The sequence below is a fragment of the Acinetobacter sp. HA genome (assembly GCF_000264725.1).
In the GTDB taxonomy this organism is placed as follows: Bacteria; Pseudomonadota; Gammaproteobacteria; order Pseudomonadales; family Moraxellaceae; genus Acinetobacter; species Acinetobacter schindleri.
In genome coordinates, this window is record NZ_AJXD01000098.1 from 19293 (window position 1) to 39446 (window position 20154).

Annotated in this window: 22 protein-coding genes; 18 read left to right on the forward strand and 4 right to left on the reverse strand. The window is 44.7% G+C overall.

What is annotated here, in order from left to right; translation table 11 throughout:
* Positions 1 to 11 precede the first annotated feature (11 nt).
* The 9 genes from nuoI (at position 12) to HADU_RS14305 (ending at position 8132) form a co-directional block, all read left to right on the forward strand.
* Positions 12 to 554, forward strand: a complete 543-nt coding sequence (nuoI, locus tag HADU_RS14265; protein WP_004785079.1) for an NADH-quinone oxidoreductase subunit NuoI — start codon at positions 12 to 14, stop codon at positions 552 to 554.
* The gene (gene nuoJ, locus HADU_RS14270) at positions 554 to 1072 is read left to right on the forward strand and encodes an NADH-quinone oxidoreductase subunit J (RefSeq protein WP_171056685.1); all 519 of its coding nucleotides are present in this window, start codon (positions 554 to 556) and stop codon (positions 1070 to 1072) included. Before nuoI ends, nuoJ begins: the two co-directional genes overlap by 1 nt.
* Positions 1072 to 1380, forward strand: coding sequence for an NADH-quinone oxidoreductase subunit NuoK (gene nuoK, locus HADU_RS14275; RefSeq protein WP_004280769.1), 309 nt, complete (start codon positions 1072 to 1074; stop codon positions 1378 to 1380). The genes nuoJ and nuoK overlap by 1 nt, the downstream gene beginning before the upstream one ends.
* Positions 1377 to 3266: an NADH-quinone oxidoreductase subunit L gene (gene nuoL, locus HADU_RS14280; protein ID WP_008307462.1), complete on the forward strand. Its 1890-nt coding sequence runs from the start codon at positions 1377 to 1379 to the stop codon at positions 3264 to 3266. The genes nuoK and nuoL overlap by 4 nt, the downstream gene beginning before the upstream one ends.
* 1 nt (position 3267) lies before the next feature.
* Positions 3268 to 4881 carry an NADH-quinone oxidoreductase subunit M gene (gene nuoM / locus HADU_RS14285; RefSeq protein WP_008307463.1) on the forward strand — a complete coding sequence of 538 codons (1614 nt, stop codon included), beginning with the start codon at positions 3268 to 3270 and terminating at the stop codon, positions 4879 to 4881.
* Positions 4882 to 4884: 3 nt separating this feature from the next.
* Positions 4885 to 6429, forward strand: coding sequence for an NADH-quinone oxidoreductase subunit NuoN (gene nuoN, locus HADU_RS14290; protein WP_008307464.1), 1545 nt, complete (start codon positions 4885 to 4887; stop codon positions 6427 to 6429).
* 123 nt (positions 6430 to 6552) lie between these two features.
* Positions 6553 to 7188: a uracil phosphoribosyltransferase gene (gene upp, locus HADU_RS14295; RefSeq protein WP_004785068.1), complete on the forward strand. Its 636-nt coding sequence runs from the start codon at positions 6553 to 6555 to the stop codon at positions 7186 to 7188.
* An 85-nt stretch (positions 7189 to 7273) separates the two neighbouring features.
* Positions 7274 to 7567: a cold shock domain-containing protein gene (locus tag HADU_RS14300; RefSeq protein ID WP_008307465.1), complete on the forward strand. Its 294-nt coding sequence runs from the start codon at positions 7274 to 7276 to the stop codon at positions 7565 to 7567.
* Between the two features lie 202 nt (positions 7568 to 7769).
* Positions 7770 to 8132, forward strand: coding sequence for a hypothetical protein (locus HADU_RS14305; RefSeq protein WP_008307466.1), 363 nt, complete (start codon positions 7770 to 7772; stop codon positions 8130 to 8132).
* Positions 8133 to 8213: 81 nt separating this feature from the next.
* Here the strand turns inward: HADU_RS14305 and gigC are convergent, their stop codons facing one another.
* The gene (gene gigC, locus HADU_RS14310) at positions 8214 to 9092 is read right to left on the reverse strand and encodes a LysR family transcriptional regulator GigC (protein WP_008307467.1); all 879 of its coding nucleotides are present in this window, start codon (positions 9090 to 9092) and stop codon (positions 8214 to 8216) included.
* Positions 9093 to 9177: 85 nt separating this feature from the next.
* Here gigC and HADU_RS14315 point away from each other — a divergent pair, with 85 nt between their 5' ends.
* Complete coding sequence (locus HADU_RS14315) at positions 9178 to 9939, forward strand: ferredoxin--NADP reductase (protein WP_008307468.1); 762 nt, start codon at positions 9178 to 9180, stop codon at positions 9937 to 9939.
* 176 nt (positions 9940 to 10115) lie between these two features.
* On the opposite strand, the gene HADU_RS14320 is transcribed toward HADU_RS14315, so the two are convergent.
* A complete protein-coding gene (locus HADU_RS14320) occupies positions 10116 to 10538 on the reverse strand; it encodes a hypothetical protein (RefSeq protein ID WP_004814711.1) in 423 nt (140 codons plus the stop codon).
* 150 nt (positions 10539 to 10688) lie between these two features.
* Between HADU_RS14320 and eat the strand changes: the two genes are divergently transcribed.
* The 7 genes from eat to HADU_RS15705 all read left to right on the forward strand — a co-directional run bounded on the left by eat (position 10689) and on the right by HADU_RS15705 (position 17427).
* A complete protein-coding gene (gene eat, locus HADU_RS14325; RefSeq protein WP_008307469.1) occupies positions 10689 to 12131 on the forward strand; it encodes an ethanolamine permease in 1443 nt (480 codons plus the stop codon).
* 25 nt (positions 12132 to 12156) lie between these two features.
* The gene (locus HADU_RS14330; protein WP_008307470.1) at positions 12157 to 13542 is read left to right on the forward strand and encodes an ethanolamine ammonia-lyase subunit EutB; all 1386 of its coding nucleotides are present in this window, start codon (positions 12157 to 12159) and stop codon (positions 13540 to 13542) included.
* Between the two features lie 9 nt (positions 13543 to 13551).
* Positions 13552 to 14370, forward strand: a complete 819-nt coding sequence (gene eutC / locus HADU_RS14335; protein WP_008307472.1) for an ethanolamine ammonia-lyase subunit EutC — start codon at positions 13552 to 13554, stop codon at positions 14368 to 14370.
* A 134-nt stretch (positions 14371 to 14504) separates the two neighbouring features.
* Positions 14505 to 14879, forward strand: coding sequence for a hypothetical protein (locus HADU_RS14340; protein ID WP_008307474.1), 375 nt, complete (start codon positions 14505 to 14507; stop codon positions 14877 to 14879).
* Between the two features lie 205 nt (positions 14880 to 15084).
* Positions 15085 to 16914: a mechanosensitive ion channel gene (locus HADU_RS14345; RefSeq protein ID WP_004891720.1), complete on the forward strand. Its 1830-nt coding sequence runs from the start codon at positions 15085 to 15087 to the stop codon at positions 16912 to 16914.
* 68 nt (positions 16915 to 16982) lie between these two features.
* On the forward strand, positions 16983 to 17150 hold the full coding sequence (locus tag HADU_RS15700) for a hypothetical protein (protein ID WP_004814722.1): 168 nt from the start codon (positions 16983 to 16985) through the stop codon (positions 17148 to 17150).
* A 124-nt stretch (positions 17151 to 17274) separates the two neighbouring features.
* On the forward strand, positions 17275 to 17427 hold the full coding sequence (locus HADU_RS15705) for a hypothetical protein (protein ID WP_004814723.1): 153 nt from the start codon (positions 17275 to 17277) through the stop codon (positions 17425 to 17427).
* A gap of 30 nt (positions 17428 to 17457) precedes the next feature.
* Here HADU_RS15705 and HADU_RS14350 read toward each other — a convergent pair whose 3' ends face one another.
* A complete protein-coding gene (locus HADU_RS14350; protein ID WP_008307479.1) occupies positions 17458 to 18657 on the reverse strand; it encodes an NAD(P)/FAD-dependent oxidoreductase in 1200 nt (399 codons plus the stop codon).
* A 184-nt stretch (positions 18658 to 18841) separates the two neighbouring features.
* Between HADU_RS14350 and HADU_RS14355 the strand changes: the two genes are divergently transcribed.
* Entirely contained in the window at positions 18842 to 19168 is a 327-nt protein-coding gene (locus tag HADU_RS14355) for a DUF4870 family protein (RefSeq protein WP_008307481.1), read from the forward strand.
* On the opposite strand, the gene HADU_RS14360 is transcribed toward HADU_RS14355, so the two are convergent.
* Entirely contained in the window at positions 19165 to 20040 is an 876-nt protein-coding gene (locus HADU_RS14360; protein ID WP_008307482.1) for a 1-aminocyclopropane-1-carboxylate deaminase/D-cysteine desulfhydrase, read from the reverse strand. The two genes, HADU_RS14355 and HADU_RS14360, sit on opposite strands and share 4 nt — an antisense overlap.
* Positions 20041 to 20154 lie beyond the last annotated feature (114 nt).

The window sequence follows — 20154 nt, forward strand, 5'->3', positions numbered from 1 at the left end:
GGGAGAACAAAATGTTTAAATTTCTAGCTGGATTCGGGTCAATCGTTCGTACGTTGTTCATGGTATTTACCCATGCAACGCGCAAACGTGACACCATTTTATATCCGGAAGTGCCAGCCGAAGAAATCGTGCCACCACGTTTCCGTGGTCGTATCGTATTAACGCGTGACCCAGATGGCGAAGAGCGTTGTGTGGCATGTAACCTGTGTGCGGTTGCATGTCCGGTAGGCTGTATTTCACTACAAAAAGCAGAACGTGAAGATGGTCGTTGGTATCCGGAATTTTTCCGTATCAACTTCTCTCGCTGTATTTTCTGCGGTATGTGTGAAGAAGCATGTCCTACGACTGCGATTCAGATGACACCAGATTTCGAATTGGGCGAATATGTTCGTCAAGACTTAGTCTACGAAAAAGAACACTTACTGATTTCTGGTCCTGGTAAATATCCTGACTATAACTTCTACCGTGTAACCGGTATGGCAGTTGCTGGTAAGGACAAAGGTCAGGCACAGCGTGAAAGTGCGCCTGTTGATGTACGGAGTCTATTACCATGATGTGGCCATTTTATTTAATGGCCCTTGTGGCCATCGTCTCTACGGTTCGTGTGGTAACTAACACGAACCCGGTACATGCTTTATTAAGCCTGATCGTTTCACTCCTTGCTGTAGCAGGGCTGTTCCTGATCGTGGGTGCACCATTTGCGGGTGCGCTTGAAGTCATCGTTTATGCTGGCGCGATCATGGTGTTATTCGTGTTCGTGGTAATGATGCTGAACCTGGGCGAACAGACTGTTGCTCAGGAACGCAAATGGTTGACTTCATCAGCGTGGGCTTATCCGGCATTGATGAGCTTCCTGATTGGTCTGATCTTGGTTTGGGTACTTAAATCAGATTACGTGCAGCCTTCAATGGTGATGGGCACAGAAATGGTCGGTCCTAAAGCGGTAGGTCAATCACTCTTTACGCAATACTTATTGTTGGTAGAAGTTGCCGCGATGTTATTGCTTGCATCACTTGTTGCAGCATTCCATTTGGGTAAACGTGAACCAGGTGCAGAAGAGGAACAACAATAATGGGCAACATCCCTTTAGAGCATGGTTTGATCGTTGCATCCATTCTTTTTGCACTGGGTTTTTACGGTGTAATGGTGCGACGCAACCTGCTATTCATTTTAATGAGCCTTGAAATCATGATGAATGCTGCTGCTTTGGCATTCGTCCTGGCGGGCAGTGCATGGGCACAGCCTGATGGTCAAATCATGTTTATCCTGATTCTGACCCTTGCTGCGGCAGAGGCGTGTATCGGTCTTGCGATCGTCCTTCAGTTCTATCATCGCTTCCATCATCTGGATGTGGATGCTGCTAGTGAGATGCGCGGATGAGTTATTTATATCTAACAATTTTATTCCCGCTCATTGGCTTCGTCCTTTTAGCGGCAGGGCGTCATAAGCTTCCTGAAACAGTTGCAGCCATTATTGGTGTAGGGGCTGTGGGGTTATCGGCATTGTTCGCACTCATTGCGGGTATGGACTTTGTCAACAATGGTTCTACCGCAGTAGTACAACCTCTTTGGACCTGGTTCAATGTCGGTGGTTTTGCACCGGGCATCAGCCTGCACCTGGACGGTTTGTCTCTGTTGATGCTGGGCATGGTGACAGGCGTTGGTTTCCTGATCCATATCTTTGCATCATGGTACATGCGTGGTGAACAAGACTTCGCACGTTTCTTCTCTTACTTCAACCTGTTCGTTGCAAGCATGTTATTGCTGGTACTGGGTGACAACTTGGCGTTGTTATTCCTGGGTTGGGAAGGTGTAGGTCTGTGTTCTTATCTGCTGATTGGTTATTACTACCAAAACCCTGCAAACGGTGTGGCAGCGATCAAGGCATTTACCGTTACCCGTATTGGTGACGTATTCCTGCTGATTGCCATGTTCTTGCTGTTCCAGCAATTCGGTACGCTAAATACTCAGTACATCGTAGAAAATGCTGCGGCTGTGATGACTCAAAGCTCATCATTGACCATCTGGACTGCGTTAATGCTGTTCTTGGGTGCTGCTGGTAAATCTGCACAGATTCCACTGCAAACCTGGTTGGCAGATGCGATGGCAGGTCCGACTCCTGTTTCTGCATTGATCCACGCTGCAACAATGGTAACAGCAGGTGTTTACCTGTGCTGCCGTCTGTTCACAGTATTTGAACTTGCACCTGAAGTGATGATGTTCATCTCAATTACTGGTGCGGTGACATTGCTGGTGGCTGGTTTTGCTGCATTGGTACAAACAGACATCAAACGTATCCTTGCTTACTCAACCATGAGTCAGTTGGGCTATATGTTTATGGCTGTAGGTGCTGAAGCATACCAGGCGGGTCTGTTCCATATGCTGACTCACGCATTCTTCAAGGCATTATTATTCTTGTCTTCTGGTGCAGTGATTCTGGCTTACCACCACGAACAAAATATCTTCAAGATGGGCGGTCTGTTCTACAAGAACAAATTCCTGTTTGCATGTTTCGCCATTGGTGGCGGTGCATTGGCTGCAATTCCATTCATCACTGTGGGCTTCTTCTCAAAAGATGCAATCCTGGGTGCGGTTTGGGTACAAGGCCAATCAATCGCAGTTTACAGCACACTTTACTGGGTGGGTGTAATCGGTGCGTTCCTGACTTCGATCTATACATTCCGTCTGATCTGGGTGGTATTCTTCGGTAAAGAAAACACACCTTACCATGCAATCAAGGGTGTAACTTACTGGGGTCCATTGGCAATTCTTACAGTACTTTCAACTTTCGTGGGTGCAGCATTAAAAGCGCCTGTGGAAAGTATTTTGAATGCGGCTAAACTTCCTGCATTTGAAATTCCGGAAGCACTTGAACATGGCATGCATACTGCAGAATACACAGCAGTAGGTATTGCACTGGTAGGTCTTGCAATTGGCGTGGTGCTGTTTGCTTTTGCTTACAACGCTGTGAAATCTTTTGCGAAAACTTCTCTGGGTGCGGGCCTTGCCAACATCTGCCGTAATGCACTTGGTTTTGACAAGCTGTATGACATCGTTTTTGTGAAGCCTTATTTGTTCTTCGCGAAACTGTTCGGCCGTGATCCGATTGATGGCTTCTGGCTAGTGCTGCCTGCACTGGTTAAAGGTGGTCATAGCTTTACCAGTTCACGTCAAACAGGTTCACTGCGTGAATATGCATCTAGTATGGGGCTCGGTGTCGTTGTCCTACTGATGATCTTGCTCGTGATTCAGGTAGTGGGGAAATAAAATGGAAGCTCCAAACAATATTATTTTGCCGGCTCTGATCCTCATTCCGTTCATTGCAGGTTTTATTTGCTGGTTGGTCGATAAACTCGACCAACACCTTCCGCGTTATATCGCGCTGATTGGTATGTTAGTGACGCTGGTTTTAACCATCGTCCTTTGGCAGTCGGGTACTTATAACTATGAACTTGGCGGTGCGGCTCCTACGTGGGCAGCCGAGTTCAAATTGCCTTGGATTCAAACCCTGGGCATTAACATTCACCTTGCGGTGGATGGTTTATCTTTACTGATGGTTGGCTTGACTGCACTCCTTGGTGTGCTGGCAGTAGGCTGTTCATGGGGTGAGATTCAGAAAAACGTGGGTTTCTTCCACTTGAACCTTTTATGGTCTCTGGGTGGTGTAATCGGTGTATTCCTGGCGATTGACCTGTTCCTGTTCTTCTTCTTCTGGGAGATGATGCTGGTGCCGATCTACTTCCTGATCGCACTTTGGGGTCATAAAGGGGCAGAAGGCAAGTCACGTGTATATGCTGCAACCAAGTTCTTCATTTACACACAGGTAGCTGGTTTAATCATGCTGATTGGTATCCTTGGTCTGGTGACTGTAGGCTACACCATGACTGGTCAAATCCGTTTCGACTACAACTACCTGATGGGTGTAGCGAACATGCTGGATACACAAGCACCAGCAGTTGCTTATGCATTCATGATCTGTCTATTTATCGGTTTTGCAGTAAAACTTCCAGTTTTCCCATTACACGGCTGGTTACCAGATGCGCATGCACAAGCACCAACAGCGGGTTCTGTTGACCTTGCAGGTATCTTGATTAAGACAGCTGCTTATGGTCTGATCCGTTTCGTGATTCCATTCTTCCCGGCGGCTTCTGCACAGTTTGCAGACATCGCGATCATTTTCGGTTTAATCGGTATCTTCTACGGTGCTTGGTGTGCTTTCCAGCAAACCGATATGAAACGTTTATTGGCGTATACGTCTATTTCACACATGGGCTTCGTTTTACTTGCAATTTATGCAGGTAACATCCTGACCTTCCAAGGTCTGATGATCATGATGCTGGCTCACGGTCTGTCATCTGCGGCGCTGTTCATTATGTGTGGTCAGGTGTACGAACGTGTTCATACACGTGATATGCGTTTGATGGGTGGTATTCGTGGTCAGTTCCCATACCTTGCATTCTTCCTGATGTTCTTCATCGCGGCGCTTGTCGGTATTCCAGGTCTAGGTAACTTCATTGGTGAGTTCCTGATCCTGATGGGTTCATTCGGTAAATTCCCTGCATTCACAATCCTCGCTGCAATCAGCCTGGTATTTGCGGGTCTGTACGGTTTGATTCTGATCCATAAAGCGTTGTTTGGTGTTCCAAACGAAGAGCAAAAACAGCACTACACAAATCCGTTAAAAGATTTAAATGCACGTGAAGTGGTAATTTTGCTGATCTGTGCATTTGGTCTAGCATGGCTTGGTCTATACCCACAAAGCTTCCTTGACGTTTCTAACTCAAGCATGGCGTGGTTAGCGAATAGCTACATTCCTGTGTCTGAAGCAGCTGATGCTGTGCAGCAAGCTGCCGTTTCAGCTGAAAATGTGGAGATCCAATAAGCCATGAACTTCACAATGTCTTTTTCTGAGCTTATGCCTCTAGCACCTGTGATGATCGTGTCATTGACTGCGATCGTCGTGATGTTGCTTACTGCAATTAAGCGTAACCATAACTTAGTTGCGACTACGACAGTCATCGGTCTAAACCTGGCGGCGTTGTACATTCTGTTCGTTCTGTTAGCGGGTCAATTTGCACCTGCCAATGTAATGAATCTGTTCCTCGTAGATCCGTTTACGATGCTGTATCAGTTTGTGATTATTGTGGCTGCACTGGCGTGCAGTACCTTGTCACATGCTTATATTGAAACCTATAAAGATAACCGTGAAGAACTATACATCCTGATGCTGACCTCCGTTGCCGGTGCGATGCTGATGGTGGCAAGTTCTCACTATGCATCTTTCTTCATTAGCCTTGAGCTCATGTCGATCCCTGTATATGGCTTATTGGCGTATACACATCAGCGTTCTCAATCGCTTGAAGCAGGTGTGAAATATCTGGTGCTTTCAGCAACTGCATCTGCAATGTTGTTGATGGGTATGGCATATGTTTATGCATATACAGGTTCTCTAAGCTTTGTCGCTGAACCAGGCAAACTGTTAACTGCATTCAGTCAACCTGCTGTAGTAATTGGTCTGGCACTGATCGTATTCGCTGTGGGCTTTAAACTGTCACTGGCTCCATTCCACAAATGGACACCAGACGTATACGCAGGTGCTCCAGCACCAGTTGCAACTTTCCTTGCAACTGTGTCTAAAGTGGCAATGCTGGGTCTGTTTGTGCGTTATGTATTGTCTTCAGGTTTAATCTTGGCAGACAGCTTCGTCACCATCATTACGATCCTTGCAGTGCTTTCGATTCTTGCTGGTAACTTGCTGGCAGTGAAACAGGTGAACCTGAAACGTATCCTTGCATATTCTTCAATTGCTCACTTCGGTTATGTACTGGTTGCCATCGTTTCTGCACGTAACTCTGACTTCCTGCAAATCCAGGGCTTCGCGACTTTTGAAAGTGTAAACGTCTATATCATCACGTATGTATTGACTACGATTGGTGCTTTCGGTGTGGTAACGCTGATGTCTAGTCCGTATAACAATACAGATGAAGCAGGTAGCCTGGCGGAGTACCGCGGTCTGTTCTGGCGCCGTCCAGTATTAACTGCTGTATTAACTGTGATGATGCTGTCTCTAGCAGGTATTCCATTAACAGCGGGCTTCATCGGTAAGTTCCTAGTTGTGAAAACTGCAGTTGCAGGCGAGTCTTGGTTCCTTGCTGCGATGGTTATCCTAGGTTCAGGTATTGGTCTGTACTACTACCTGCGTGTGATGGTTGTCATGTATATGACTCCACCAGAAACACCACGTCTTGACGCTGTAAATCACTGGGGTCAGAAAGTCGGCGGTATCATGGTATTGCTTGTCGCATTACTGGTACTGGTGATCGGTGTTTATCCAGATCCAATCATTGCGCTGTCTCGCTATGCGTTCTTCGCAATGTCGCCTGAATTACAACAGTTTATTTTCACTTTGGTTCAAAGTGGTTTTAACTAATTCAGCGCAAGTTTGAAGTTATTACAAAAAAGCCTCCACGATTGGGGGCTTTTTTAGTTAAACAAATCCGGAAAAGTCTTTATAATAGCGGAAATTTATCTTTAACCTTCTAGGTGTTCTCCCGTGGCAATCCATGAAATCCGTCATCCTTTAATTCGACATAAACTCGGTTTACTGCGTCGTGCAGACATCAGTACAAAGAACTTCCGTGAGCTGGCTCAGGAAGTGACTATGCTTTTGACTTATGAAGCGACCAAGGATCTTCCTGTCGTTGAACATGAGATTGACGGCTGGAACGGACCAGTGACTGTAGACCGCATTGCAGGCAAGAAAATTACTGTGGTGCCGATTCTGCGCGCGGGTATTGGTATGCTGGATGGTTTCCTGAATCTGATTCCAAGTGCCAAAGTCTCTGTACTGGGTCTGGAACGTGATGAAGAAACCCTACAGGCACGTACTTACTATAAAAAACTGGTTCCAGACGTACAAAACCGTCTTGCGATGATCATTGATCCAATGCTGGCGACTGGTTCTTCTCTGGTTGCTGCGATTGACGTATTGAAAGCCAGCGGCTGTAAAGATATTCGTGTGATGGTATTGGTCGCAGCACCTGAAGGCATTAAACGTGTTGAAGAAGCTCATCCAGATGTGGTGATTTTCACTGCGGCGATTGATCATGGCTTGAATGAAAATGGTTACATCGTTCCAGGTTTGGGCGATGCGGGTGACAAGATTTTTGGTTCAGTTCAAAAAGACTAATATTTTTGAAAATGAACAGAAAAGGGGCTTTTACAGCCTCTTTTTTATATACTGAATACTGACAGATACAGAGTAGGGGACGTTTATGACTTCCGAGCAATACCAAGGAAAAGTAAAACAGTACAATCCAGAAAAAGGATTTGGTTTTATTTCTTCACCTGAAGGTGAGGTATTTTTTCATATCTCGGATTTCCCCGCCGATTCAGGTGAACCGAAGCGCAATGACCGGGTAAAATTCAATGTGGTTCAAAATGGTGATAAGTACAAAGCTATTAAAATTGAACGCGTAGCTGATAAGTCCAAGAAAGCGAAAAAAGCCCAGGCTGTCGCGGTAAATACTTCAATTACCACTGAATTATTGTCTAGCTTAAAACGTTAAATTTTTACTTTCCATTTAAACTGAAAAGGGGCTTTAGAGCCTCTTTTTATTTGATTTTTATTTAATGTAATTTTATAACGGTTTTTTTAACTTAAATGCTATGCGATGTTGCTAAAACAATAAAATACCTACTAAAGCTCACAATATATCTTATGGCCTTCCACTTAAAATACGCATCTATGATGATTCAGGGACATATATCATGTTTACAGATGGAAGAGTTAAAACCTATGACTCCCTAAGCGGGACCGGAAGCATTGAACTGGCAAACACGGCACAGGAGTTAGGTTTCCAGTTACAGCAATTACCTTCACCTGAAATAATGCCTCAAGTTGGGGAACGGCTTAAATTCAGAATCATTGAAGAACAAAATAAGATTCAACTGGACAATATGGTGCGTCTAGATATTAAACCCCAACAGGAATTTGTTCCTGAAGTAGTCGTACTACCATCTCTAGCACCTGCCGTGGTGGCTGTTCCAGTACGTAACAGTATTTTCTTTAGTCCTACACTCTGGCTGGCTTTTGTATCAGCGCTTGGCTTCATGATATTTGGAGAAATTTAGCTCAGTCTTCAGTTTTTAATAAGATATTTGTCCCATTCTTAAAAAAGCGCCTTGTGGCGCTTTTTTAATTTGAACAGAAATTTAGGCTTCACAGAATTTCATAAAAGCTTTTAAACCTGGACCTTGATACTTCTGACGGTGTACCAGCATAAATAATGGACGGGTCAGAGACCAGAAAGGTGTATCAAGAATCACCAACTGACTTTTTTCACGTAAAGGTTCAATTGCCAGTTTAGAAATACAGGACATACCTATGCCACCTGCCACTATCTTCAGAATTGCCTCGTTATGACCGAGTGTCAAACGGATATTAGCATCTGGAACATCTTGCAGAATGGCATTGTCAAAGACTTCGCGCGTACCTGAACCTTCTTCACGAAGAATCCATTCTACAGATTTAAAGTCTTCAGCAGTCAGTGGACGGTTTAACTGAGCAAGTGGATGATCCGGAGCACAGCACACAGCGAGTTCATCATCACGCCAATGGATGCATTGCAGCTGTGGCAAGTGGCAGGAACCTTCAATCAGCGCAAGATCCAGCTGGAACTGGTTGACGGCTTCAATCATCTGGCGAGTATTACCCACCTGAAGTTGCAAGTGTGCCTGTGGCTGGATTTTTAAAAAATCCGCCATCAGGTCTGGCATCAGATAGTCGGAAATGGTCAGGGTCGCACCGAGACGCAGGTCAATGCTTTGCAGTTCACCTTTAGCAGCTTGTTCAAAAGCTTCACAGCGACCAAGAATTTCAAGTGCTTGCGGGAGAAGAAAACGACCTAAATCATTCAGCTGTAAACGCTTGCCTAGACGGTCGAATAAAGGTGCGCCAAGACCATCTTCTAAATCTGCTAAAGCCATACTCGCCGCACTTTGGGTGAGTTTGACTGCATCACTGGCTTTGGTGACGGTACCTTCTTGAGCAACTGCTACAAAAACAGCCAACTGGCGTAGAGTCATGCGCATGAATAGAGCCTTAACATTTAAAAAATATTAATAAATTATGCTGTCATGCTACCATGAGCATAGTCTTTGATGCCACGTTTGAATCATGTCTATTGAAAAATTTAGCTTAGAAAAGGTTTTATCTGTACACCGTTGGACCGATACGCTGTTTAGTTTCACCATGGCCAGACCTGCACACTTCAAGTTTACTGCAGGGCAGTTTGCGCGTATTGGCTTGAAGATAGGAGATGAACTCGTTGTCCGGGCATATTCAGTGGTGTCTTCACCTTTCGATGAAACCCTGGAATTTTTCTCAATCGTGGTGCCTGAAGGTAAATTTACTTCAAATTTACAACATCTTAAAGTGGGTGATGAACTTTACCTGGAAAAGATTCCTTATGGCTATCTGACCTTGGCACGTTACCAGCTGCCATTACCACAAGATTTATGGTTACTGGGAACAGGTACAGGTTTGGCGCCATTTTTATCCATGCTGCAAGACTTTGAAACCTGGAATAACTATAAGCAAATTAATCTGGTCTATAGCGTGCGTACGCAAGCTGAACTGGCTTATGTAGAGCGTATTCAGGAAATTGCAGAAAGCTTTGGTGAAGGACATAGCGGTTTTAAATTTATTCCAATTATTACCCGTGATCCTGAAGCAGCATTGCATGACCGTTTACCGGTTCTGATTGCAAATGGTGAACTGGAAAAAGCCGCAGCTATGCAGCTTAATCCTGAAACCAGCCATGTCATGCTCTGCGGTAACCCGGATATGGTTGAAGATACCAAAGAAGCATTAAAAGCACGTGGCTTGACCATGAACCGTCGTGGTGAAGGAAATATTGCAGTCGAGAATTATTGGTAAGCATTATTCTCCCTCGTTCTTCGGGGTGAACAGCATCGCTGCGCAAGGGAAGGGATTAAGTTAAAAAATATTTCCTGAAATCAGAATCCCCTAAATCCCCCTTTAGTAAAGGGAGACTTTTATTTTCTTTAAACACAAAAAAACCTCCATGTCGGAGGTTTTTTACTTTGTATCTCTTAATGGACAAACATATCCATAAAGTCCCGGATTTCCTGGATCGCTGTCTCTACATCAGAGGTCAGCCACGTCGGTTCAAAGAAACCGGCATAATGTTCGATGCGTTCCGCAGGCACGACCAGACGTACCGGACATTCTTCTTCCAGTAAGCGCCATGGAATGATGGGTACGTCATTGTCGAGCCAGGCTGCGACATTACGCACATCAATGATCATTGCATTCACGCAGTCCGGGAATGGCATCACCGACATTTCTTCGGTACGACGACGGAAATATTCCAAATCCTGCCAGCGCAGCAAAAAGCTTGGCTTGCTGAATTCAATAATTCCAATCAGATGCTGATCGCGGGTGTGGTGTAACGCACATTGATGTGTGACGTCAGTGTCAAGATCAAGCGATACACTTTGTTGACGATACGCCATAAAAATCGAGTGTATAAATAGGAGGTGGATGATTATAGCGCATTTCGTACTGATAGGGCAGCGATTCAGTTTGCTTTCCCTAGACAATGGATGAACTGGTACGGCTTATGCATATCCTCAGGGAACAAAGATAAAAACAAAGAGGTTGCTATGTCAGAGTCAAAAAGTGTCATCGATACCGGCGTCACCGAAACAACAGTACAAGAAGATTATTTTGCCCTGCGACAGCTGAAAAAAGGTGCTGTAGGCTGGCTGCTCCTCGTGGGTTTAGGGGTGGCTTATGTGATTTCCGGTGACTTTGCTGGTTGGAATTTTGGTCTGGCTCAGGCGGGTTGGGGTGGGATGTTTATTGCTACTATTGTGGTGGCATTGATGTATCTGTGCATGTGTCTGGCCATGTCGGAAATGTCGACCATGCTGCCGACTGCTGGTGGGGGTTATAGTTTTGCCCGGACTGCTTTTGGTCCCTTTGGTGGCTATCTGACAGGTAGCGCGATCCTGATTGAATATGCGATTGCACCGGCAGCCATTGCCTGTTTCATTGGTGCCTATTGCGAAGCTTTATTTGGCATTGGTGGCTGGATTATTTATCTGGTCAGCTATCTGATCTTTATGGGCTTGCATCTGAAAGGTGCTGGTGAAGCACTTAAAATCATGTTCGTGATTACCGCAATTGCTGCGGTAGCTTTGATGGTATTCATCTTCGGCATGTTGCCGCATTTTAATAGTGCAAACCTGTTTGATATTGCGGTCAGTACTGAAGCGGCGGGTGCCAGCACTTTCCTGCCATTGGGTTATCTCGGTATCTGGGCGGCCGTGCCTTATGCAATCTGGTTCTTCCTTGCTGTTGAAGGCGTACCATTAGCGGCAGAAGAAGCCAAAGATCCGGCAAAATCCTTACCGCGAGGTCTGATTGGTTCCATGCTGATTCTGGCATTCTTTGCGTTAAGTATTCTGTTACTCGGTCCTGGTGCAGCCGGTGCAGATGCCCTTAAAGATTCTGGTGCGCCACTAGTCGATGCCTTGGTTGCAGTCTATGGGTCTAATACCTGGATGGCCAGTTTTGTGAATTTTGTCGGGCTGGCGGGTCTGATCGCGAGTTTTTTCTCGATTATTTATGCCTATTCCCGTCAGATTTTTGCACTGTCACGTGCCGGTTATTTACCGAAAAAATTGTCTTTGACCAACAGCAATCATGCGCCTTATCTGGCGATCATTATTCCGGGGATTATTGGCTTTCTGCTGTCACTTTCAGGTGAAGGTGATCTGCTGATCCTTATGGCCGTTTTTGGCGCGACGATTTCCTATCTCTTGATGATGATGTCTTATATCAAACTCAAAGTATCTCGACCAAATCTGGCACGTCCTTATCAAGCGCCGGGCGGTATTGTCACGGCATCGATTGCTTTAGTGCTTGCAGCCATTGCAGTGGTCGCTGGCTTCCTGGTCGATCCAAAAGTCTGGTTAATGGCAGCTGCGATTTATGTCGTACTGATTCTCTACTTCCTGTTGTATAGCCGTCATCATCTGGTGGCAGGCACACCGGAAGAAGAATTTGCCCGTATTGAGGCAGCAGAAAAGGAATTGAAATAAATCATCTTGAAGGGAGAACATGCTTATGCTGTATCAGATCAATGTGGCCAGTCAGCACTATATTTTTGAAGACTTAAAAACGCTGATGGCCAAGGCTAGCCCTGAACGGTCTGGCGATCAGCTGGCAGGGATTGCTGCCCATGATGCAACTGAGCGGGTTGCTGCACAAATGTGTCTGGCAGAAGTACCATTACAGCAGTTTTTGAATGAAGTTTTAATACCTTATGAACAGGATGAAGTGACCCGACTGATTCTGGATGAACATGATGCCGCTGCCTTCTATCCGATCTCGCATTTTACTCTGGGGGATTTTCGTAACTGGCTGTTGAGTACAGATGCCACCACTGAAAAAATTACGGCCTTAAAAATGGGGCTGATCCCAGAAATGGTGGCAGCGGTCAGTAAAATCATGCGCAACCAGGATCTGATTCTGGTGGCAAAAAAATGCCGGGTGGTGACCCGATTTAGAAACACCATCGGACTGGAAGGACATCTTTCCACCCGCTTGCAGCCGAATCATCCCACCGATGATCTGATGGGAATTTCAGCATCGATCCTGGATGGGCTGATGTATGGCAGTGGTGATGCGGTGATCGGAATCAACCCGGCGACAGATAATCTGCAAAATCTCTCCGAGTTATTAAAATTATTGGATCACATTATTCATGAATATCAGATTCCGACCCAGTCCTGTGTGCTGACCCATATCACTTCAGGGATTCAGTTGGCGAATAAAAATATCCCGATTGACCTGATGTTCCAGTCCATCGCGGGAACTGAAAAAGCCAATACCGGCTTCGGCATTAATCTGGAACTTTTACAGGAAGGTTATGAAGCGACTTTAAGCCTGAAACGTGGCACAGTGGGTCAGAACGTGATGTATTTTGAAACCGGACAGGGCAGTGCTTTGTCCAGTAATGGTCATCATGGGGTCGATCAGCAAACTCTGGAAGCACGTGCCTACGCCGTGGCACGTAAATTTAACCCTTTATTGGTCAATACCGTGGTCGGCTTTATCGGCCCGGAATATCTGTATAACGGTAAGCAGATTATCCGGGCAGGACTGGAGGATCATTTCTGTGGCAAGCTGCTCGGCGTGCCGATGGGTTGTGATATTTGCTATACCAACCATGCCGATGCAGATCAGGATGACATGGATATCTTGCTGACTCTACTCGCCAATGCCGGACTGAATTTTATCATGGGGATTCCGGGTTCAGATGATGTGATGCTGAACTATCAAACTACCTCTTTCCATGATGCTTTATATATTCGTCAGTTATTAGGCTTAAAACCGGCGCCTGAATTTGACCACTGGCTGCAACAGCAGGGTATTCTTTCTCAGCAAGCCCATCAGTTGCAGTGGCCGACTGAATTACCCAAACAGTTTTCCCGTTTGATGCTGTCTTAAGGAGTGATGATGAAACTGGTTCCTGATGTGCAATTTCAGTCACAGCTGCAAGACAATCCCTGGCAACAGCTCAAAGCCTATACCGATGCGCGTATAGCCTTAGGCCGGGCAGGTGGCAGTTTACCAACCCGACCAAGTCTGGAGTTTCAGCTGGCACATGCTCAAGCCAAAGATGCTGTGCTTAAATCACTTGCTGCTGATCAACTTAAAGAAAGTCTAAGCAGGACTGGTCTAACGATTTTAGACATTGAAAGCCAGGCAGTGGAAAAGGACCTTTATTTAAAACGCCCGGATTTGGGTCGTATCCTGTCTGATGAGTCTAAAACGATGTTACAGCAATACCGGAATGAACATCAGGACACTTGGGATGTGGTGATTGTCGCGGGAGATGGGCTATCTGCACGTGCTATTGAAGAAAATACACCACACTTTATTCCTGCTTTGGTAGAAGCTTGCAAAGTGCAAGGCTGGAGGGTCGCACCTCTAATTATTGCCCGTGGTAGCCGTGTCGCACTGGGAGATGAGGTTGCAGAAATTTTAAAAGCCAAAATGCTGGTGATGCTCATTGGTGAACGCCCAGGGTTGAGTTCTCCGGATAGTATGGGAATTTATTATACTTATAATGCTTTTAAAGGCTGCCATGATGCACTCAGAAACTGTATCTCCAATGTTCGTCCGGCAGGTCTGTCCTATCCGCTGGCGATCCAACGCTTAATCGCACTCATGCAAAAATCCTGTGCATTGCAGCTTTCGGGCGTACAGCTAAAAGATGAACATGAAACATTGGTTGAAGTTCGGCATGAGCCAGGCAAAGGATTATTTAAATAACCAATAGTGTAGAAACTTCTACGCTGTTACAGACTTACACGCCGTCACCATCTCACTTATTTTTGTCACACAAGTTAAAAAATCAACTTGTTATGATGAAATCCACACATGAATAAAAAACAGTGAGGATGGTTATGGCTAATGATTTCAACAAAACACCACCTTCAGGCTATGATGAAGATACACGGCAGAAGAAAAGAATTCCTGTCTATATTTTAATTTTAGTAGGTGTCTTCCTGCTGGCATTGCTACTTTATATGTTTGCCGATATTAAGCCTTCACCAGAAGAAGCACCTCCGGGTCATCCAAATCCGCAAGCTCAACCAGCAACCATGAACAATACGACCCCAGCTCAGTCAGAGGAAGGGCGTAGTCAGGATCTGAATCAGCCTGCGAACTTAAGTGGTGTTACTGGTACGACTGAAGCCACCGCAGAAGATACAGCGGGAGGTATGAATGTTGGTATAGCAACCGACTCAGAAGGATCTAGTCGAGGTGCTGGTCAGTAAGCACCCTCTTAAAAAGCCCTGGTTAAGAATCAGGGCTTTTTTGCAATCTAATGTGCGGATTTGTTGTAGTTGTGCATTTCTCAATTGAATAAAAAAAAGCTCCAATTCTAATGTGAATAATGCATGACAGACGGCTTTACAACTTTCCAAAAAAGAAGTCTGTAAATACTTATAAATAAAGTAAAACCATAGAGGGCATGACAACATGAATGAATATATGAGAGGCCCAGGCGGTTATGATGCCATGTACTATTGGGAACAGTTTCATCCCATATTAAGTGCAGTGGCGATCCTGCTGATAGGCTGGGTTATTGCATTACTGGTCTCTGCAGGCGTAAAAAAAATCCTGCAAAAGCTTGGAACCAATGAGCGGCTAAACCATGCGACTGGCCATCGTTCTAATATTGAAAATATCATCACAAGAATTGTCTTCTGGTTAATCCTGATTATGGCAGTTATTGGTGCACTGAATGTACTGAATCTGACCAATGTCAGTGGACCGTTCAGTAACATGATTCAGCGCTTCCTGCTGTTTATCCCTCAATTGCTTGCTGCGATTGCTGTCGGATTCATTGGCTGGATTGTTGCCAATCTGGTCAAGGTGGGACTACAGAAGCTGCTTGACCGCACTCAACTGGATGAAAAACTCAGTTCAGAAGTTGGTGTAAAGCCACTGAGTGAGAATATCAGTGAAATTATTTACTGGCTGATTCTGTTGTTATTCCTGCCTATCGTACTCTCGATTCTGGGTTTAAGCGGTCTGCTGTATCCAGTTCAGAACATGGTCAATGATGTGGTTGGTTATCTGCCTAATATCTTTATTGCCGGTGTGATTGTTTTTGTCGGCTATATTCTGGCGAAAATCATCCGTGGCATTGTAGAAGGTTTATTGCGTAGTCTGAATGTACAGCAACAGGCAGAAAAAGTTGGCATCTTCAAGAACTCTAATGTTCCTCAAGTAATTGGTTCCTTCATCTTTGCTGTGATTATTATTACAGCGCTGATCATCGCTTTTGAAGCTCTCGGTATTGAGGCGATTTCACAACCTGCAACCGCGATGTTGTATGAGGTAATGAATGCCATTCCAAATATTATTGCCGCAGCCCTGATTCTGATTCTGGCTTATGTCGTATCGAAACTGGTCGCGAAGCTGGTTACTGAAGTTCTGGCAGGTACGGGTGTAGATGAAGTTCCGGCCAAGCTAGACTTACAACGTTTCCTAGGTACCACTAAAATTTCGCATGTCGTGGGCGTCCTGATCATTCTGTTCACTATGCTGTTTGCTGTGTCTGAAGCGGCGAACCGTCTTGGCTTTGAACAGGTAAGTAGCCTGATTGCGATGTTCATTTACTTCGGTGCGAACATCCTGCTCGGCGCAGTGATTCTGGTGGTTGGCTTCTGGCTGGCAAATGTGGTTGCGAATGTAGTGCAGCGCGGTGAATATAACAGTTCACGCTGGTTAGCCAATCTGGTTCGTGTCCTGATTATGGGTCTGGTAGTTGCAATGGGCTTACGCGCAATGGGCATTGCCGATTCGATTGTAAACCTTGCATTCGGTCTGACTCTGGGCGCAGTAGCAGTGGCTTTTGCTCTGGCATTCGGTCTTGGTGGTCGTCAGCCGGCAGAACGTGTTCTGACGGATTTGATTGATAAAGCCAAACGTGAAGGCAAAGAACCAAATCCCTTGAAAAAAGATACTGATATCATGACTTCAGCTTTTGGTTCAGGTAGTGCGACTTCTGCGACTGAACCAGCTACTACAACAGGAGCGAGTATCGTGCCTACTCCAGGTCAGAATGATGACAATGCGCCAATGCGTACGGACTTATCGAATAGTACCCCTGCATCACTTACTACTGCACCGCAGGATGATGAAGCATCGGGTATTGATCAGGTTACTCCAGATATAGATCAGGCTGTACCGGACTCACTCGACGTCGATCCAACTCATCCACCAGCTAATAATCCATTTGGCTCTACAGGTGAAGACGAACCGAATGTCGATAGTCGTCCAAAGAAAGATGACCTGAATTAACCTGTTCCAATCAAATAAAATCGGCCACGCTTAAGTGGTCGATTTTGTTCAGTCATGAGGAAAAATGAATGAATGCAAAAAAACCGAATAAAGTTCTAGCACCTTTAGTGATTGCAGGAATTACGATTGGCTTTTTTACTGCTGCCTATAGATTTATCTTTGTTAAGAGCAAAGCAGATAAGCGCTCTGAACAAGCGCTGGAAAAGAATATACCGGATACAGACGAATTTAACTGAAAAATCCTGTTAATTCGTTGAAATAGAATTGTCATGTTGAAAATATAGAATATTCAAATGAATACTAAATTAATTTTGGTATTCTTATTGCATTAATAATATAAAGACAAAGGAGATCAACAATATGTGGAAATTAAAACAGTCTAAATTTATTAGCTCTACTGCAAATGCAGCACCATATTATCTGCAAGAAGCCGGCCGAAAAATGCAGCTGACGATTGACCGTCTTGAAAATACGGCCAATCTTAAGCTGTTTAAAACAGACTATCTGGAGTGAACTTGAGACTGACTTTAGAGTATTTATAAATTAAACATATTCTGATGCGGCATGCGCCGATGACCATGCCCATTGGAAATTAAATCCACCCAGATGTCCGGTAACATCCAGAATTTCACCGACAAAGAACAAACCTTTTTGTTTCTTGCTTTCCATGGTCTTGGAAGAAACTTCAGTCGTATCTACACCCCCTAGCGTTACTTCGGCAGTACGATAGCCTTCGGTGCCTGATGGTTTCACTTCAAAGCTGTGCAAACGTTTGGCGATCTGTTCTAGTTTATCATCACTGATATTGCCAATCGAGGTTTCTGCAACCTCAGTCCAGATCAGATTCTGTAATTCCAATACCACACTTTTGGGTAAGTGCTCGGTGAGTAGGGTCCGTAACAAGACTTTTGGCTGGCTTTGTTTTCTGGATTTAAAGAAGTCAAACAGATCCACACTTGGCAGGAAATCGACCTTAAAGCTTTGACCAACATCCCAGTAGTTAGACAATTGCAACGAGCTTGGACCACTTAGGCCACGATGGGTAAACAGCAGGGCTTCAGTAAAGCTGTTCAGCTCATTGGATAAAGTTGCTTCTACCGCATTACCACTTAAGCGCGTCGTAACTTCTTTAAAATTATCCGAGAAGGTGAAGGGTACCAAACCGGCACGGGTCGGATAGATATAGTGACCAAATTGCTTGGCAATCTCATAGCCAATACCAGAACCACCCAGGGTCGGAATTGACAGGCCACCGGAAGCCACCACGACAGATTCAACTTCAAAATATCCCAAAGACGTTGCAACCTGGAAACCTTGATCGTCAACCGCGTTGACTGCTTTGACTTCACAACTGGTTTTAATATCGACCAGACCGGTCTTATCACATTCAGACAGCAGCATTGCCAGAATTTCTTTGGCGCCATTTAAAGTGAAAAGCTGCCCATGCTTACGCTCTTCATATTCAATACCGTACTCGCATACCATACCAATGAAATCCCAGTTGGTATAACGAGTCAGAGCTGAAATAACAAAATGTGGGTTATGCGAGATAAAATTTTCCGGCTCGACGTACAGGTTGGTGAAGTTACATTTCCCACCACCAGACATCAGGATCTTTTTACCGACCTTATTGGCCTTTTCAACCACGACAACACGACGACCACGTTGCGCAGCCATATATGCTGTCATTAAACCTGACGCACCTGCACCTATGACTAGAACATCGTATTGCTTGGAAGACATGACACACTCAAGGGAGAAGAAAAGGAAAGCATTATAGACAATTTTATTTCAGCTTTCTCTATTCATCCTGAAGCAAATCGAATTACAGATATTCATCAGACATTCATCACAACTGATTTGAAATACTGAAAAGCTGCTTCTATAGTTTTATACATGAGGATAGAAAGCCTAGGGAGAAAGACTGATGGCGAATATCGAACAATTAAAACAATATAATCTGATCACTTATATTCTGTATATTCTGGGCTTCTTTGTCGGCCTGACGCCGATTGTTGCCATTATTATGAACTATCTGAAACGCAATGAAATGCGCGGCACATGGCTGGAAAGTCATAGCGACTGGCAGATTCGAACCTTCTGGATCAGTTTAATCGGTTATCTGATCGGTGGCTTATTAACCACGATTCTGATTGGATTCGGGATTCTGTTTGTAGTGTTTATCTGGCACATTTACCGTCTAGCCAAAGGTTTGATGGCTTTAAATAATAATGAGCCGATTAATCCGGTTTAATTTGTATACAGCTCAGGGATTTTGCCTTGCAGGCCTCCAGTATGAATGACCAATAGCTTTGATCCAGCAGGGAAATAACCCTTTGCAATCAGCTCAGTCAGACCCATCAGCATTTTCCCGGTATAAATCTGTTCTAGAGGAATACCGTATTCAGCTTCAAAGTTCTGAATAAACTGAATCAGTTCAGCTGTAGTTTTGGCATAACCACCACAGCAATAGTCATCCATAATCTGCCAGTTTTTCTTGTGGGTCAGTTTGGCGACATCTTCTGTTAAGAATGTCCCTTTCAGTGCAGAAAAACCTAAAACGTGTTGATGATTTTGACTGGCTTCAATTAGTCCTGTAATTGTACCGCCTGTACCCACTGCAGAACAGATCACATCAAACTGGCGATCTTCAGGTTTTAAAATTTCCTGACAGCCTTGAATAGCAAGCGTATTGGTCCCCCCTTCAGGAATCACGTAATGATCTGGAAACTGCTGCTGTAATTCTGCCAAAAAATCGGGTTGCTGTTTACGTCGATAATCCTCACGGCTGACAAAATGCAACTGCATGCCAAAGTCTTGCGCGGTCTTTAAGGTAGGATTTAAGGGTTTTTCTTTAAGTTCTTCACCACGAATAATGCCGATACTTTCAAAACCAAACTGATGTGCCGCAAATGCCGTCGCTGCAATATGATTTGAATAAGCACCGCCAAAAGTCAGCAACTTTTTAAACCCTTGTTGTTGCGCTTGCAGAAAATTATATTTCAGCTTAAAAAACTTGTTGCCCGAAATCCGTGGATGCACCAGATCCAACCGACGTATGGTTAGTTGCATACCGTGTACATTCAGGGTTTGGTCTATGAATTGCTGGGCAATCGAATCAAACATGGCAATCTTAAAAGTGAGAACGGCAACAGTATAACCAATTTGAGCGTACCCGAAAGTGACTTTATTCCTATTCTAACTGCACTCTTGAATGATGCAGCTTGTCACAAAATAATT

Excerpts from the sequence above, each read along its gene's own strand:
- nuoI (WP_004785079.1), top strand. The coding sequence starts at position 12 with ATGTTTAAATTTCTAGCTGGATTCGGGTCAATCGTTCGTACGTTGTTC.
- nuoJ (WP_171056685.1), top strand. The coding sequence starts at position 554 with ATGTGGCCATTTTATTTAATGGCCCTTGTGGCCATCGTCTCTACGGTT.
- nuoK (WP_004280769.1), top strand. The coding sequence starts at position 1,072 with ATGGGCAACATCCCTTTAGAGCATGGTTTGATCGTTGCATCCATTCTT.
- nuoL (WP_008307462.1), top strand. The coding sequence starts at position 1,377 with ATGAGTTATTTATATCTAACAATTTTATTCCCGCTCATTGGCTTCGTC.
- nuoM (WP_008307463.1), top strand. The coding sequence starts at position 3,268 with ATGGAAGCTCCAAACAATATTATTTTGCCGGCTCTGATCCTCATTCCG.
- nuoN (WP_008307464.1), top strand. The coding sequence starts at position 4,885 with ATGAACTTCACAATGTCTTTTTCTGAGCTTATGCCTCTAGCACCTGTG.
- HADU_RS14300 (WP_008307465.1), top strand. The coding sequence starts at position 7,274 with ATGACTTCCGAGCAATACCAAGGAAAAGTAAAACAGTACAATCCAGAA.
- HADU_RS14305 (WP_008307466.1), top strand. The coding sequence starts at position 7,770 with ATGTTTACAGATGGAAGAGTTAAAACCTATGACTCCCTAAGCGGGACC.
- gigC (WP_008307467.1), bottom strand. The coding sequence starts at position 9,092 with ATGCGCATGACTCTACGCCAGTTGGCTGTTTTTGTAGCAGTTGCTCAA.
- HADU_RS14315 (WP_008307468.1), top strand. The coding sequence starts at position 9,178 with ATGTCTATTGAAAAATTTAGCTTAGAAAAGGTTTTATCTGTACACCGT.
- HADU_RS14320 (WP_004814711.1), bottom strand. The coding sequence starts at position 10,538 with ATGGCGTATCGTCAACAAAGTGTATCGCTTGATCTTGACACTGACGTC.
- eat (WP_008307469.1), top strand. The coding sequence starts at position 10,689 with ATGTCAGAGTCAAAAAGTGTCATCGATACCGGCGTCACCGAAACAACA.
- HADU_RS14330 (WP_008307470.1), top strand. The coding sequence starts at position 12,157 with ATGCTGTATCAGATCAATGTGGCCAGTCAGCACTATATTTTTGAAGAC.
- eutC (WP_008307472.1), top strand. The coding sequence starts at position 13,552 with ATGAAACTGGTTCCTGATGTGCAATTTCAGTCACAGCTGCAAGACAAT.
- HADU_RS14340 (WP_008307474.1), top strand. The coding sequence starts at position 14,505 with ATGGCTAATGATTTCAACAAAACACCACCTTCAGGCTATGATGAAGAT.
- HADU_RS14345 (WP_004891720.1), top strand. The coding sequence starts at position 15,085 with ATGAATGAATATATGAGAGGCCCAGGCGGTTATGATGCCATGTACTAT.
- HADU_RS15700 (WP_004814722.1), top strand. The coding sequence starts at position 16,983 with ATGAATGCAAAAAAACCGAATAAAGTTCTAGCACCTTTAGTGATTGCA.
- HADU_RS15705 (WP_004814723.1), top strand. The coding sequence starts at position 17,275 with ATGTGGAAATTAAAACAGTCTAAATTTATTAGCTCTACTGCAAATGCA.
- HADU_RS14350 (WP_008307479.1), bottom strand. The coding sequence starts at position 18,657 with ATGTCTTCCAAGCAATACGATGTTCTAGTCATAGGTGCAGGTGCGTCA.
- HADU_RS14355 (WP_008307481.1), top strand. The coding sequence starts at position 18,842 with ATGGCGAATATCGAACAATTAAAACAATATAATCTGATCACTTATATT.
- HADU_RS14360 (WP_008307482.1), bottom strand. The coding sequence starts at position 20,040 with ATGTTTGATTCGATTGCCCAGCAATTCATAGACCAAACCCTGAATGTA.